The sequence below is a fragment of the Pseudomonas sp. C321 genome, from assembly GCF_055407105.1.
On the sequence record NZ_JBUZRB010000007.1, the window covers coordinates 145,281 to 159,988 of the forward strand.

13 protein-coding genes and 2 pseudogenes are annotated in these 14,708 nt (G+C 61.1%); 4 read left to right on the plus strand and 11 right to left on the minus strand.

The genetic code is table 11. The annotated features are described in order from the left end of the window. Positions 1 to 148: 148 nt before the first annotated feature. The gene (locus tag ACZRJ6_RS20705; RefSeq protein WP_463969704.1) at positions 149 to 919 is read left to right on the plus strand and encodes a hypothetical protein; all 771 of its coding nucleotides are present in this window, start codon (positions 149 to 151) and stop codon (positions 917 to 919) included. Positions 920 to 1,114: 195 nt separating this feature from the next. Here ACZRJ6_RS20705 and ACZRJ6_RS20710 read toward each other — a convergent pair whose 3' ends face one another. The 4 genes and pseudogenes from ACZRJ6_RS20710 to ACZRJ6_RS20725 form a co-directional block, all read right to left on the minus strand. Further along, positions 1,115 to 1,996 carry a methyl-accepting chemotaxis protein gene (locus tag ACZRJ6_RS20710; RefSeq protein WP_463993557.1) on the minus strand — a complete coding sequence of 294 codons (882 nt, stop codon included), beginning with the start codon at positions 1,994 to 1,996 and terminating at the stop codon, positions 1,115 to 1,117. Then, a pseudogene (locus tag ACZRJ6_RS20715) lies at positions 1,976 to 3,115 on the minus strand (HAMP domain-containing protein); the annotation flags it as partial. The pseudogene ACZRJ6_RS20715 and the gene ACZRJ6_RS20710, both read right to left, overlap by 21 nt. 81 nt (positions 3,116 to 3,196) lie before the next feature. After that, positions 3,197 to 3,643, minus strand: a pseudogene (locus ACZRJ6_RS20720) (PLP-dependent aminotransferase family protein); the annotation flags it as partial. A gap of 44 nt (positions 3,644 to 3,687) precedes the next feature. Then, positions 3,688 to 4,449, minus strand: a complete 762-nt coding sequence (locus ACZRJ6_RS20725; protein ID WP_463969703.1) for an SDR family oxidoreductase — start codon at positions 4,447 to 4,449, stop codon at positions 3,688 to 3,690. Between the two features lie 224 nt (positions 4,450 to 4,673). Between ACZRJ6_RS20725 and ACZRJ6_RS20730 the strand changes: the two genes are divergently transcribed. Continuing rightward, positions 4,674 to 5,681: an NADP-dependent oxidoreductase gene (locus ACZRJ6_RS20730; protein ID WP_463969702.1), complete on the plus strand. Its 1,008-nt coding sequence runs from the start codon at positions 4,674 to 4,676 to the stop codon at positions 5,679 to 5,681. 168 nt (positions 5,682 to 5,849) lie between these two features. On the opposite strand, the gene pyrF is transcribed toward ACZRJ6_RS20730, so the two are convergent. After that, positions 5,850 to 6,548 (minus strand): orotidine-5'-phosphate decarboxylase, encoded by a 699-nt coding sequence (pyrF, locus tag ACZRJ6_RS20735; protein WP_463969701.1) that lies wholly within the window; start codon positions 6,546 to 6,548, stop codon positions 5,850 to 5,852. 302 nt (positions 6,549 to 6,850) lie between these two features. On the opposite strand from pyrF, the gene ACZRJ6_RS20740 reads away from it, so the two are divergent. Both ACZRJ6_RS20740 and ACZRJ6_RS20745 read left to right on the plus strand, forming a co-directional pair. Continuing rightward, a complete protein-coding gene (locus tag ACZRJ6_RS20740; RefSeq protein ID WP_463969700.1) occupies positions 6,851 to 7,615 on the plus strand; it encodes a response regulator in 765 nt (254 codons plus the stop codon). Beyond that, positions 7,615 to 8,661 carry a sensor histidine kinase gene (locus tag ACZRJ6_RS20745; protein ID WP_463969699.1) on the plus strand — a complete coding sequence of 349 codons (1,047 nt, stop codon included), beginning with the start codon at positions 7,615 to 7,617 and terminating at the stop codon, positions 8,659 to 8,661. Before ACZRJ6_RS20740 ends, ACZRJ6_RS20745 begins: the two co-directional genes overlap by 1 nt. On the opposite strand, the gene ACZRJ6_RS20750 is transcribed toward ACZRJ6_RS20745, so the two are convergent. The 6 genes from ACZRJ6_RS20750 to ACZRJ6_RS20775 all read right to left on the minus strand — a co-directional run bounded on the left by ACZRJ6_RS20750 (position 8,662) and on the right by ACZRJ6_RS20775 (position 14,624). Continuing rightward, positions 8,662 to 9,732: an AI-2E family transporter gene (locus tag ACZRJ6_RS20750; protein ID WP_463969698.1), complete on the minus strand. Its 1,071-nt coding sequence runs from the start codon at positions 9,730 to 9,732 to the stop codon at positions 8,662 to 8,664. A gap of 72 nt (positions 9,733 to 9,804) precedes the next feature. Then, entirely contained in the window at positions 9,805 to 10,623 is an 819-nt protein-coding gene (locus tag ACZRJ6_RS20755; RefSeq protein WP_463969697.1) for a DUF4892 domain-containing protein, read from the minus strand. A gap of 102 nt (positions 10,624 to 10,725) precedes the next feature. Next, positions 10,726 to 11,580: an alpha/beta hydrolase gene (locus tag ACZRJ6_RS20760; protein ID WP_149411474.1), complete on the minus strand. Its 855-nt coding sequence runs from the start codon at positions 11,578 to 11,580 to the stop codon at positions 10,726 to 10,728. Beyond that, on the minus strand, positions 11,577 to 12,386 hold the full coding sequence (locus tag ACZRJ6_RS20765) for an alpha/beta fold hydrolase (RefSeq protein WP_463969696.1): 810 nt from the start codon (positions 12,384 to 12,386) through the stop codon (positions 11,577 to 11,579). Before ACZRJ6_RS20765 ends, ACZRJ6_RS20760 begins: the two co-directional genes overlap by 4 nt. Positions 12,387 to 12,483: 97 nt before the next feature. Beyond that, a complete protein-coding gene (locus ACZRJ6_RS20770) occupies positions 12,484 to 12,927 on the minus strand; it encodes a hotdog fold thioesterase (RefSeq protein ID WP_463969695.1) in 444 nt (147 codons plus the stop codon). A 29-nt stretch (positions 12,928 to 12,956) separates the two neighbouring features. Then, positions 12,957 to 14,624 carry an AMP-binding protein gene (locus ACZRJ6_RS20775; protein ID WP_463969694.1) on the minus strand — a complete coding sequence of 556 codons (1,668 nt, stop codon included), beginning with the start codon at positions 14,622 to 14,624 and terminating at the stop codon, positions 12,957 to 12,959. Between the last annotated feature and the right edge of the window lie 84 nt (positions 14,625 to 14,708).

The window sequence follows — 14,708 nt, forward strand, 5'->3', positions numbered from 1 at the left end:
TCGCACCAGCAAATGATGGCAATGTGCATTCATACAGGCACCACTTACTTATATAGAGGAAGGACTGACTCAGCTCGTCGATCAGTCCTATCCGCCACACGCACCAATCACTACACTTCAACACACATCCAATAAAGAGGTCACACCGGTGACACCACTCATGATCACCCTGCTGGTAATAGCCGGGATCGTAATACTGATCGCCATTGGCTACATGAACCACGTGGTGGAAAACAACAAACTGGAAAAGGCCCGGACCCAGATCGAGCTCAATGACCGTCTGCGGCGCTGTGGCGAAATCACCGAGACCTTCCCTGGCCAATTGATGACCCCGGCGCTCAAGCTGTTGCTGACCCGCCTGGAACTGAACGCCAATCAACGCCTGCTGCACCTGAGTAAATCCAGCGCCGCCCTCAAGGCACGCATTGCGGAACTGAACGCGCTGGTGGCTCAGGGCGAATCGATTCCGGTTAATAACCCACCAGGGCCGATTCAGACCGAGGCCAAGGCCAAGGACGTGCGCTTCCTGCTGGAAGCTCTGCACGGCCAAGTCACGCGCGCAGCCCAGGACGGCTTTTTGCCGACCAATGAGGCCAAGCACTGGATCAAGGAAATTCGCCACATCCTGGTGCTGCTGCACATTGAGTTCTTCAACAACCTCGGCCAGCATGCCTTGCAACAGGCCCAACCGGGTCAGGCGCGTTTGGCGTTTGAGCGCGGAGTCCAGTATCTGCGCAAGCAGCCTGAGCCTGCCCTCTACCGCCAACAACTGCAGTCCCTGGAAAAGCAACTGGCCCGCGCCAACTCTACGGTGCTGACCAACACCCAGCCCGCCGAAGATGAGGTCAATGAGTTGACCGAAGGCTTGAAAGTCGTGGATGCGGATGCGGACTGGAAGAAGAAGGCGATTTACGACTGACACCCCCTCCCCTGTGACCAGGGGGTATTTTGTGGCAAGGGGCTTGCCACATGCCATCACCTTGCACCTATCCCCACACTCGCGACCAGGGTAAAAAAGCGCGCTTCATTGCGTTAACGAAAGAGGCCCGGTCGCCCTGCTCGGCCAGAGCTACCTATGGGACCGCCATATGTGATCGCTGCGCCCGCGCAGCGATCAAAGGCGGAAGTGCCCGACCATCCCTTTGAGTTCTGCCCCCAAGTGCGCCAGCTCAATGCTCGACGCGGCATTGCCCTGCATGCTCAATGCCGATTGATCGGCACTGGCACGAATGCTGGTGACGCTGCGATTGATCTCTTCGGCCACCGAGCTTTGCTCCTCAGCCGCCGCCGCGATCTGTTGGTTCATCTGCTGAATCAACGACACCGCTGCTGCAATACTGCCCAGGGCACTTTCCGTTTCGAGGGCGTCGCTCACGGCCAGCTTGACCAGCTCACCGCTCTGCTTGATTTGCTGCACCGAAGACTGCGCCGCGCCGCGTAATGTACTTACCAGCCGCTCAATTTCTTCGGTCGATTGCTGGGTCCGCTTGGCCAACGCCCGAACCTCATCGGCCACTACTGCAAATCCGCGCCCTTGCTCGCCTGCCCGTGCAGCTTCGATGGCCGCATTGAGCGCCAGTAAATTAGTCTGTTCGGCCACGCTTTTGATCACACCCAGCACAGTGCCGATGTTCTGGATTTCTGCGCTCAAACTCTCGATGCTGGTACTGGCGGACGTCGCAGAACTGGCCAGCAGCTCGATGCGCTGCAAACTCTGGCGTACCACTCGCTGACCACTGTCAACCTTATCGTCGGCTGTCTGCGCCGCCTGGGCCGCCTCCTCGGCGTTGCGCGCAACGTCGTGCACCGTGGCAGTCATCTGGTTCATCGCCGTGGCGACTTGTTCGGTTTCTTCTTTCTGGCTGCTGACTTCGATATTGGTCTGCTCGGTCACGCTGGACAACGAATGGGCAGAACTGGCCAATTGCTCGATACCGGCCTGCAAGCCGCTGACCATGCTGCTCAAACCGTTGCCCATCTGCTGCATCGCCAGCATGAGCTGGCCGATCTCATCGCGGCGGCTCACTTCCATGCGACCGCTGAGATCCCCTGCGGCAATTTGCTGGGCGACGGCGATCACGCTGCGCAACGGCGCGACAATCAAGCGGGTGATCACCCACGCGGCAATCAGCCCCACCAGCAAGGCCAGGGCCGAAGAACCGATGATCAGCAACGCGCTTTTCTTTAATTGCCCCTGCATCGATTGGTCTTCGGCGTCGTAGGCCTGATTGACGCGTGACACGACCTGGTCGGCGCGCTCATGCAGTTGCTGGTACACCACTTTTTCCTGGGTCAGCAGGCCGGTGTATTCCCCGAGTTTTTCGCTGAAGGCGGCGATATGCCCAGCCACTTCATTGAGCACCGTTTGATAACCGGGGTCCTTGACCGTGGTTTTCAGTTGCTCGGCCTGGGCCAAGGCCTGCTCGGCCTGCTCGATCTTACCTTGCCCGGCATTCTCCTCATCGCCCTTGCGGCTTTGATCCAGGCGCACATGCGCTTCGTTCATGGCTTGCAACATCAAGCGCGAGACCTGGCCGACTTGACCCGCCTGCTCGATAAAATCGGCGCCCTCCTTGCCCTGGCTTTCCTTTAGGCCATAAGCGCCATCATCGGCCAGCCCGGCCTGCAGCACATCGAGGTTATTGGAGACGCTGGAGACGGACCAACTGGCCATTTCCAGCGCCAGGTCCTTGGCCTGGGTCAGTTCGACAAACTCGTCAAACGCCTTGCGATAGGCGCCCAGAGCCTGCTCCACGTCAGTCATTACCGGCACGTTGGCGGCAGACTGCGCCTTGAGAATCTGCGCCTGGGCCAACAACGCATCGACGCTTTCATGCAAGGCGTCAACGGACTTGGGGTCGGCGTGCAGTGCGTAGTCCTGCTCGATCAAGCGCACCTTCAACAGGCCACTGTTGAGCGAGGACATGGCCTTGAGGCCTTCGAACCGCTGCCCGATGGTTTGCAGGGACCACACGCCAATGGCAGCCACCAAGGCCGTCAGCAGCAGCACCAAGGCAAACCCCAGGCCCAGTTTCCTTGCCATACCGAGGTTGGCAAAACGTCGTTGCACGGACGAAATCATTGCACTGAATCCTCTTGGAGTGGCGAATGCCATCAAGCCCACTGTCCATACAGCGAGATTCGCAACGAGAGGCCCTGATGCACAAGACGTTGGCGCCGGAATAATGGCAAAAAGCTACACGCCCGTCGCTTTCAGAATGGTGGAGGTCGATCCTGCAGGGCCCATAGCCTTGAACAGCGCCAGGGCACGTTGATCAGAAGCATAGGCCACATTGATGCGCAACCAGTCGCTGTTTTCTGCCGTTGGGCTGAACAACGGCCCTGGTGAAAGCAACACCCTTAATTTGCGGGCCCGCGCCTCCAGCATGGACCTGTCGCCTGTGCCCGGCCTGGCCCTGAGGAACATCCCACCCGCCGGCACGGCAAAGACCTCCCACTCCTCGTCCTCCAGCACCTGCAAGGTCATCGCCATTTCCGTGCTCAATCGTCGACGCAGGCGCTGTAGCCACTTGCGGTAGGTACCATTGGCCAGAAGGCTGGCCACTACCGCCTCGGAGAACCGCGAGGTGCCGATGCCGGTCAGGGTTTTGACCTTGAGCAGTTGAACAATGATCGCCGCGCTGACGATTTGCTGCACTACCGGTACAAGGGCTTGTCGATCGATCCCTAAATGGCAGTCGCACCACCGTCGACGGCGAGCGCCTGACCCGTGGTGAACGCAGCACCGTCGCTGCACAAATAGAGGACCGCACTGGCGATTTCCTCGACCGTACCGATACGCCCGACCGGATGCATGGCCGCCGCAAACTCGGCTTTTCTCGGGTCGGCTTCATAGGCGCGGCGAAACATGTCGGTATCGATCACTGCCGGGCACACGGCATTGACGCGAATTTTCTTCTTCGCATACTCAATCGCCGCCGATTTGGTCAGCCCAATCACCGCGTGCTTGGAAGCTGCATAGATACTCATCTTCGGCGCCGCACCCAACCCGGCAACCGAGGCCGTGTTGACGATCGCCCCACCGCCCTGGGCCAAGAGCAGAGGCAACTGGTATTTCATGCACAACCACACGCCCTTGACGTTGACGCTCATGATGGCATCGAACTCGTCCAGGCTGCCGTCGGCCAGCTTGCCTTTTTCAATCTCGATACCGGCGTTATTGAAGGCGTAATCCAACCGACCATAGGTAGCCACAGCCTGCTGCATAAGCTGCTGCACGTCAGCTTCCAGGGTGACGTTGCAACGCACGAAGACCGCTTCGCCTCCGGCCTGGTGGATCAGCGCGACCGTGCCCTCGCCGCCCGCCGCGTCCAGATCGGCGACCACCACTTTCAAGCCTTCTGCGGCGAAAGCCAGGGCCGTAGCGCGGCCTATACCCGCAGCCGCACCGGTCACCAGGGCGACCTGGCCGGAAAATATCATGCTCATGGTTATGTCCTTAGATGAATACCTGTTGGCCCAGTCTAGCCAGTGGCAGCAACCGCGCGTCAGCACTATCAGAAGGCCGGTTGTGTACTCATGAGTGGTAGTGATGAACCAGCATGGATCACTATCAGCGCAGTGTATCGACGGCCATTCGCACCCTCGGCACCGCTTGCCCCTCGGGCCGAGAGGGTCTATCAATCAAGGTTCATTTATTGAGAGTCCCTGCCATGACTGCCCAGACCAACCGCCAATTTCTGCTCGCCAATCGTCCGGTCGGCGCGGCCACCCGGGAAACCTTTACTTACCAGGAAGTGCCGGTGGGTACTCCTGTGGACGGCCAGGTTCTGGTGCGCAATGAATACCTGTCCCTTGACCCAGCCATGCGCGGCTGGATGAACGAAGGTAAATCCTACATTCCACCGGTAGGCATCGGCGAAGTAATGCGGGCACTGGGCGTCGGCAAGGTCATCGCCTCGAACAATCCGAAATTCGCCGTCGGGGACTACGTCAACGGCGCCTTGGGTGTACAGGATTACTTCCTGGGAGAGCCCCGCGGTTTCTACAAGGTCGACCCAAAACTGGCACCACTGCCACGTTATCTGTCAGCGTTGGGCATGACCGGCATGACCGCCTACTTCGCCCTGCTCGACACCGGTGCCCCAAAGGCCGGGGAGACCGTGGTCATTTCCGGTGCGGCCGGTGCGGTCGGCAGCATTGCCGGGCAAATCGCCAAGATCAAAGGTTGCCGCGTGGTGGGGATTGCCGGCGGTGCAGACAAGTGCAAATTCCTGGTGGATGAACTGGGCTTCGACGCCGCCATCGACTACAAAAACGAAGACGTCCACGCCGGACTCAAACGCGAATGCCCGAAAGGTGTGGACGTGTACTTCGACAACGTCGGCGGCGACATTCTCGACGCAGTACTGAGCCGCCTGGCGCTGAAAGCACGGGTAGTGATCTGTGGCGCCATCAGCCAGTACAACAATAAAGAGGCCGTGAAAGGGCCGGCCAACTACCTGTCATTGCTGGTCAATCGGGCGCGCATGGAAGGTTTTGTGGTGATGGATCATGCGGCGAACTTTGCCGCCGCCGGGCAGGAGATGGCCGGCTGGATGGCGCAGGGCAAGCTCAAGAGCAAGGAAGATATCGTCGAAGGGCTGGAGACGTTCCCTGAAACGTTGATGAAATTGTTCAACGGGGAGAACTTTGGGAAGTTGGTGTTGAAGGTCAACTGATACACCGCCCCAACCCAGTGGGCATGGTCAGTGTGGGAGCTGGCTGGCTGGTCGGATCGCCGCATCGCGGCGATAGCAGCGCCTCGGTGTTACTGAAAGACCGGGTCGCCTGCATCGCAGGCAAGCCCGGTTCCCCCATTGACCAAGCCTTCCTTGAGATCGAGTGAGTCAGGCGATCTCGGCCACCACCGCCGCCAGGGCCTTGGCCGGGTCGGCCGCCTGGCTGATCGGGCGACCGATCACCAGGTAATCGGAGCCGGCATCCAGCGCCTGGCGTGGGGTCAGGATACGGCGCTGGTCGTCCTGGGCGCTGCCCGCCGGGCGAATCCCTGGAGTGACCAATTGCAGCGATGGGTGGGCGGCTTTCAACGCCTGGGCTTCCAGTGCCGAGCAAACCAGACCGTCCAGACCCGCTTTCTGCGCCAATGCAGCCAGGCGCAGCACTTGCTCCTGTGGCTCGATATCCAGGCCGATCCCGGCCAGGTCTTCACGCTCCATGCTGGTCAGCACGGTCACGCCAATCAACAGCGGCTTGGGACCGCTGCGCTGATCCAGCACTTCACGGCAGGCGGCCATCATGCGCAGGCCGCCGGAGCAGTGCACATTGACCATCCACACGCCCATTTCGGCGGCGGCCTTGACCGCCATGGCGGTGGTGTTGGGGATGTCGTGGAATTTAAGGTCCAGGAACACCTCAAAACCTTTGTCACGCAGAGTACCGACGATTTCCGCGGCGCAACTGGTGAACAGTTCCTTGCCGACTTTGACCCGGCAAAGCTTGGGGTCCAACTGGTCAGCCAGCTTCAGTGCGGCGTCACGGGCGGGGTAATCCAGGGCGACGATGATAGGAGTCTGGCAGACGGACATTGGAATGGGCTCTCAGGCAAGTCGAAATCGGCGCGGATTGTAGCGCAAGCAGCGCCTTTGCGGGGTCCGATGATCGGTAAATCCTCAGGTTCCGCGCATTGATGGCCAATATTATCGGTCGCCGGGAATATATTTCAAAGCCGATACATTCATGACATGCCTGCAATACCCCCGCAGCTTAGCCTCCCTCGCAAGACCCGAAAGTCCAGCACTTCCAGCCATCGGGCTGGGCGCCTATGCTGAACGCAACAACCTAGCCGCCGTCTCTGGGCGTGGCGGCCAACCAGGCAGATGATCGCACCATGCATACCCCTTCCGTTCTGCTGAATAACGAGCAAAAAGGCGCGATTCCCGCTGATGAAAAACGCTGGAGCACCCGCGCGCTGATCGTCGACGACGATGTGCCGATCCGCGAACTGCTGATCGATTACCTGGCGCGCTTCAATATTCTCGCCAGCGGCGTGACCGACGGCACCGCCATGCGCCAGGCCATGCAAGCCGAAACCTTCGACGTGGTGGTACTCGACCTGATGCTGCCCGGCGAAGACGGCTTGTCGCTGTGCCGCTGGTTGCGGGCCGAGTCGGACATCCCGATCCTGATGCTCACCGCCCGCTGTGAACCCACCGACCGCATCATTGGCCTGGAACTGGGGGCCGACGATTACATGTCCAAGCCCTTCGAACCCCGAGAACTGGTGGCGCGCATCCAGACCATCCTGCGCCGGGTACGCGATGACCGCACTGAACAGCGGGCCAATATCCGTTTCGACAACTGGCGACTCAACAGCGTGCTGCGCCAACTGGTGGCCGATGACGGCCTGGTAGTGCCGCTGTCCAACGCCGAGTTTCGCTTGCTGTTGGTATTCATCGAACGCCCGCGCCGGGTATTGAGCCGCGAACAACTGCTGGATGCGGCCCGTGGTCGCTCCATCGAAGCCTTTGATCGCAGCATCGACCTGCTGGTCTCGCGCTTGCGGCAAAAACTGGGCGATGACCCCAAAGCCCCGCAATTGATCAAGACCGTGCGCGGCGAAGGCTACCTGTTCGACGCCCGGGATATCGGCTGATGCGCAACGCCTTCAACACCCTGTTCGGCCGGTTGTTCGGTGTGTTGCTGGTGGCCATCGTACTGGCCCATGTGCTCGCCATCTTCTGGTTTCACCACTATGACCCTCCTCCTCCGCCCCCAGAGTCAGCCGAGGCGACGCTGGAACAAGCAGACAGCACGACGCCAACCCTGCTGCGCAAGCACCCTACGCGCCCCTGGTTTGGCGGCCCGCTGGTGCCACTGACCTTTCAGTTTATCTCGCTAATCATCGCGGCCTGGTACGGCGCCAAGCTGCTCAGCCGGCCGATCCAGCGCTTGAGCGCGGCGGCCGAGCGCTTGAGCCTTGATCTGGACAGCCCGCCACTGAGCGAATCCGGCCCTCGGGAAGCCCGACAAGCGGCGTCGACGTTTAACATGATGCAAAAACGTATCCGCGAGCAGGTCAGCCAACGGGCACGCATGCTTGGCGCCGTCTCCCACGATCTGCGCACCCCGCTGTCACGGCTCAAGCTACGCCTTGAACAGGTCGAGGACACAAAGTTGCAGGGCCAGATGCGCCAGGACCTGAACGACATGATCGGCATGCTCGATGCCACCCTCAGCTACCTGCACGAACAACGCACCGGCGAAAGCCGACAGTGGCTGGACGTCCAGGCGCTGGTGCAGTCGCTCAGCGAAAACGCCCAGGACCAGGGCTCGGACGTTCAATGCAGCGGTGAATCCGTGCCGTTGCAGGTGCAGCCGATGGCCCTGCGCTCATGCCTGAATAATCTGCTGGATAACGCGCTGCGCTATGCCGGCACTGCCCACATCGAGTTGGCGGACAGTCCCCAGGCGCTGGTGATCAGAGTGATCGACCATGGGCCGGGAATTGTCGCCGACAAGCGCGAAGCGGTGTTTGAACCGTTTTATCGCCTGGAAGGCTCGCGCAACCGCAACTCCGGCGGCGTAGGGCTGGGGATGACCATCGCCAAGGAGGCGGTGGAGCGGCTCGGTGGAAAGCTGGGCCTGGAAGAGACGCCAGGCGGTGGGCTGACGGCGGTGATGTGGTTGCCCCGCGCCTGATCATTCAGGCTGACCAGGCTTGTCTTCTCGCCGCGCCTGAGCCTGCGTCGTACTCCAATCGGTCAACAGGCTATAAGCCACCGCCAACAAGGTCGGCCCGATAAACAAACCGATAAAGCCGAACGCAATCAACCCGCCGAACACCCCCAGCAGCACGATCACCAATGGCAGGTTGCCGCCGCGGCTGATCAAGTACGGCTTGAGCACATTGTCGACGCCGCTGATGATAAAAGTGCCCCAAACACCGAGGAATACCGCGTAGGTGTAATCGCCCTTCCAGGCCAACCAGGCCGTGGCCGGAATCCACACCAGCGGCGGGCCCATGGGGATCAGGCTGAGCAGGAAGGTGACGACCCCCAGCACCAACGCCCCAGGCACACCTGCGATCATGAAGCCGATCAGTGCCAGCACCGCCTGAGCCGCAGCGGTGCCGATCACACCGTTGACCACCCGCTGCACCGTACCCGCCACCAATTCGATGTAGTAACCGGCGCGGTCGCCAATCAGGCGCTCCAGCAAGCGATGGATGAACATCGCCAGCCGTGGCCCATCGCGGTAGAAAAAGAACACGAACACCAGGCTCAGGGTCAGCTCCAGTATCCCGCCGCCAATCTGCGCACTGCGGCCCAGCAGCCAGTTGCCGACCTGCCCCAGGTACGGCTTGAGGGTCACCATCAAGGCAGCGCCCTGCTGGTCGATGCTGTCCCACAGGCCCACCAGCCGCTCGCCGACAAAGGGAAGTGAGCCCAGCCAGCTTGGCGCTTCGGGCAAGCCGTCGACCTGGATGTCCTTGATAAGCACCACGGCATCACGCACATGGTCGGCCAGGTTGAATCCCAGCCAAACCAGAGGCACAGCGACCAGCAGCATCCAGCCCAGCGTCAGGACCCCGGCAGCCAGGGATTCTCGGCCCTTCAGCCAGCGGGTCAGCAGGCGCATCAACGGCCAACTGGCAAAGGCCAGCACCGCGCCCCAGAACAGCGCCGACCAGAACGGCGCCATCACCCAGAAGCTGGCACCAAATAGCACCAGGAGCAGGATCTGCACCAGCAGGCGATCGTTGTTGAGCATGTGGTTTCTCGAAAAGAAGTCTGTAAGAGGAGAGCTTAGGCGAACGGCGCGGGTCCGTTCGCCCTGAAACGGTCAGCGCAGCAATTGCAGGTGCAGGCCCTTGGCCTCGGCGGTCCCGGTTTCCATCCGCGCGGCACGCACGCCCTTGTCGATCAAGCCCTGACGCCAGGCTTCGGCATTGGGGCCTGTCAGACTGACCCGCAAGGTGGCGTCCAGGTTCAATCCACGGGAAATCAAGGTCAGCCACGTGGCGTCAAGATCGGCCCCCAGAGTGGGAAAGTCCAGCTCGCCCGTACTTTTAAGCTCGCGCAACAGGGTTGCCGAGGTCGGCAGCAAATCCCCCAATGGCGCACTGGCGTCGAGTTGCTCGACATGCAGATAGGCCCGACGATTGCCACGGGTGATGCCATACAGCGCCACCAGGGAGTTGTCCTGGGGGGCCGCCAGGCGTAGCAGCAGATATTCCTGCTGGCCGTCGGCACCTACCAGCTTCGCATTGCCGAAGACCTCATTGGCCCACAGGCTGCTTTCCCCGCAATCACGCGCCTGGCACCAAAACAGCAACTGCGCACCCTGCTCCTGCAACGCTTCGCGCGTCGCGGTGAAGGCGGCACTGGAGGTGTGTTCGGCGGGCAACTCATAGGTGATGGCCGTGGCCTGGCCGCGAGCAGTGGCCTGGCCTTCGTAGCGCAACTGGCCGCTGATCTTGCGGATCGAACCCATCGGGTAGATGCGTTCCTTCTCTTGCGCCGGGCGGTAATCGACGATCTGTGCATCGGCCTGACGAGCCACGGCTGGCAAATCCTGGCTTCCTGGCAAGTCGGCAGCGAACACCAGCGGGCTGAAACAGCACAGACCCAAAATACGGATAAATCCTTTCGGCATACTCATCGGCTCAGCAAGCCCTGGCCATTCGGGGTCGCTGCGGTGTTGAAATCGTTCATGGTTGACTCCCTTTCAATCCGCCCAGCCTCGGCAGTTGCCCCCGCCAAGTCAAGGCATGGTGAAGAACCGATTGAAACAGTCTGCAACAAGGGCAGCACCGGATGCGTCGTTCAAGTGCAAATGATGGCCTCCGGGCAACCGCGCCACATTGAACGGAAGCTGGGAAAACAGTTCGGGATGTTTCGCCAGCATGCCGTCTTCGGCGACCACCAACTGTGTCGGACAGGCAACTCTGCGCACGAACGCCATGGCCTGTTCTTCCGTCAGGCGCATCGGCGAAGCCAGGGTCAAGCGGCTGTCGCTGCGCCAGGTATAACCACCCGGCACCGGCATCAGCCCCCGCTGGGCCAGGAGTTCGGCGGCTTCACGGCTGACCGCCACCACGCCTTTCATCCGCGCTTCGATGGCACGATCAAGGGTGCTGTACACCGGCTTGCGCTTGTCTTGCAGGTTCAACTGCGCCTGCAACGCCATTCCCAGGCGCTCGGCGGCATTCTCGCCGGTGGCGGTCGGCGGGATCACGCCGTCGATCAACCCCAGGTGCGTCACACGCTCGGGCAAGGCGCCGGCCAACACCAGGGAAACGATGGCACCAAGGGAGTGACCAAGTAATGCAAAACGTTTCCAGCCCAGTTGTTCGGCCACTTGCAGCACATCGTGGACGTAGTCCCACAAGGCATAACCGGCCCCCGCCGGCCGGTGGGCCGAGTGACCGTGGCCGGCCATGTCCAGGGCAATGATGCGCAAGCCACTGAGTTGGGGGGCCAGGCGGGCGAAGCTGTTGGCGTTGTCCAGCCAGCCATGCAGGGCGATAACCGGCAGACCGTCTTCAGGCCCGAACAAATGCGCGGCCAGCTCAATATGCGGCAGGCTGAGGCGAACCTCTTCGACGGGTGTGGTCATGCGCAACTGCGCTCGCGTTGGCGGGTTTCCCAGCGGGCAAACAGGTTCTTGATCAAGGTCGCGGTGTCCTGGGGGCGCTCAAGGGGAAACATGTGGCCGCCGGGCATGCTCAGCATCTCGCCCATGGGCAGACGTGCCACACCACTGGCATGGTGGCGCATGACTACCCGGCTCTGCCGACCGCGCACCACCGCCAGCGGCACTTTCAATTGCCGGGTCTGCCCGGGACTGGTGTGGGGCACCCCGCGGTAGATGCTGATCTCGGTAGCTGGGTCAAAACACAGGCGCAGGCGGTCGCCCACCTGGTGCAAACCATGTTGCAAATAGGCTTCCAGGCATTCAGGGTCAAAGCCGCGAAAGAGGGTCTTGCCGGAAAAGTAACTGCGGGCGGTGTCGAGGTCGGCGAACTCTTCGCGCCGACCCAGGGTACGACCGGCCGGAGTCAGGCGGTCGATAAAACCAAAACGCTTGGCCGCACGAATCACCCAGCGGTCGGCCAAGGTCAATACCGGCGAGTCCAGCATCACCACCCCGCGATACAGATGCGGGCAGCGCATGGCGGCGTGCAGGTGCAGCACGCCACCCAGGGAATGGCCCACGCCCCACACTGGCTCCGGTTGCTGTTCGAGGTGGTGGATCAACTCGTCCACCAGGTTCTGCCAGTTGTCGTCCACCGGAAACCTGGGGTCATGACCGTGCTGCGGTAAATGTGCGACGACGTACTCCGGGGCCAGGGCAGCAAACAACTTGCCGTAGGTCGCCGAAGGAAAGCCATTGGCGTGAGCGAAAAACACGTGCTGCGACATACCGGTTCCATCACTAAAAACAGAGGTTGATTGTCACCATGTGCGGCACCAACAGCAATGACTGTAACTGCCAGGAATGATGACACTCACGCTACGCCTATCGTGCCGGCGGACTCTCGCCCAAAGGCACCACCGCCATTGTCAGGCGCGATACACAACTGGCCTTGCCTTCATCGCTGGTCAGGCGAATGTCCCAGACATGGGTAGTGCGACCGATATGGATAGCCTTGGCCACCGCCGTGACACGCCCGGAGCGCAGGCCCCGCAGGTGATTTGCGTTGATTTCCAGGCCCACGCAATAGAACTTGCTGGCGTCGATGCACAGGTAGCTGGCCATGGAGCCCACGGTTTCCGCCAGCACCACCGAGGCCCCCCCGTGCAGCAAGCCATAGGGTTGATGGGTGCGGTGATCGATCACCATGCTGGCGGTCAGGGATTGATCGTCAAACGCTTCGAAGCGAATATCCAGCACTTCACCGATGGTGTTTTTCTGGATGCCATTCAATTGCTCGATATTGGGAAGGGTGCGCCACAGGCTCATTTACGTGTCCTTATTGATTTTATGAGTGCTCAATCCTGCCACAGCACCAGCTCGGAACGCTCGCTCCAGGCCTGGAACTGTGCCCCGTACTTTGACTCGATAACATTGCGCTTGATCTTCAGGGTGGGGGTCAGAAAACCGTTTTCCACTGCCCAACTGTCTTTCACCACCACCAGTCGATGCAAGCGCTCATGTTTATCCAGGGCTTGGTTGACCTCCTCCAGCAGGCGCTCCAGGCTGCTTTGCAAGGCATGACGCGCAGCACCGGCCGCCTCTTGCACGCCCACCGCCGATAACACACACAGACCCATCGGCGCAGCCATGCCATCACCCACGACGCACACCTGCTCGATCCGCCCATGCTCCGCCAGGCGGTTTTCAATGGGCGCTGGCGCCACGTATTTGCCCTTGCTGGTCTTGAATATATCCTTGAGGCGCCCGGTAAGCCGCAAACGGCCTTCGGCATCCTGCTCGCCCTTGTCGCCAGTGCGCAGGAAACCGTCCTCGGTAATCGTCTCGGCTGTTTTGACCGGGTCCTTGAAGTAACCGAGCATGGTTGCACCGCTGCGCACCTGGACTTCCCCGGCAGGATCAATGCGCACCTCAACCTCCGGGCACGGCAGGCCAATCCAGCCGATTTTCTGTTGGCCGGGGCGACAGATATGGGAGTAGCCGCAGCTTTCGGTCATGCCGTAGACCTCCAGCACATCCAGGCCCAGGCGCCGATACCAGCGCAGCAACGCCTCGGGCACTGGTGCTGCCCCGCAAAGCGCGACACGCACCGCGTCCAGCCCCAGCCCGACGAGCACCTTGTGGCCCACGCGCTTGCCGATAAACGGTAGGCTCAACAACCGCTCCAGGCGCTTTTCCGGGATTTTGCTGTAGACGCCCATCTGGAACTTGGTCCAGATCCGGGGCACACCGAACAAAGCCGTTGGCCGGGCCCGCTGCAGATCCACCAGAAAAGTGTCGAGGCTTTCGGCGAAAAACACCGTCTGCCCGGTGTAGATCGAGGCCATCTCGACAAACATCCGCTCTGCCACATGACACAGCGGCAAGTAGGACAACAGGCGATCGCCCTCCCCCAGGCTGAACAATTGGGTACCACGCACGGCGGCAAAGCCCAGTGCGGCAAAACTGTGCATCACGCCCTTGGGCAGCCCAGTGGTGCCGGAGGTGTAAATAATGGTGGCCAAATCAGACGCCGCAGGCGCCGGGTCGTCCTGGATCGGTGAACAGCCCTGCAGGTCGGCCCAGGTGTAATCGAAGTCACCCTCGGGGCACAGCGGCAGACTGATGGTGGGCAAGCCAGCCTTGAACCCGCGGGCCATGGCAGGCCAGTCGTCCAGCTTGCCGATAAACGCCAGGGCCGCCTCGGAATGCTCCAGGACATGGGCGACGGAATCAGCAGTGAGGTTGGGATACAGCGGCACAGAAACATGCCCGGCCATCCAGATCGCCAGGTCGGCGATGATCCAGTGGGCGCAGTTTTTTGAGATCAGGGCAATGTGCGAACCCTGGGGCAGTTCACGCGAGCGCAACCAGTGCGCGGCGCAGCGGGCCTGATGGCCGACCTCGCCCCAGGTGAGGGTCTGCACTTGACCGCCGCCGATGGGCTGGACCAGAAACCGTTGGCGCGGATGGCGCGCTTCACGTTCGAAGAAGACCTGCAACGGCAAACGAAAAGCGACAGACATGGGACGCGCTCCTGTGTGTTCCGACGATAGCCAACCAAGCACTTGCTTGGTTGACTATATAGCACACAAAAATGGAGCGCGATG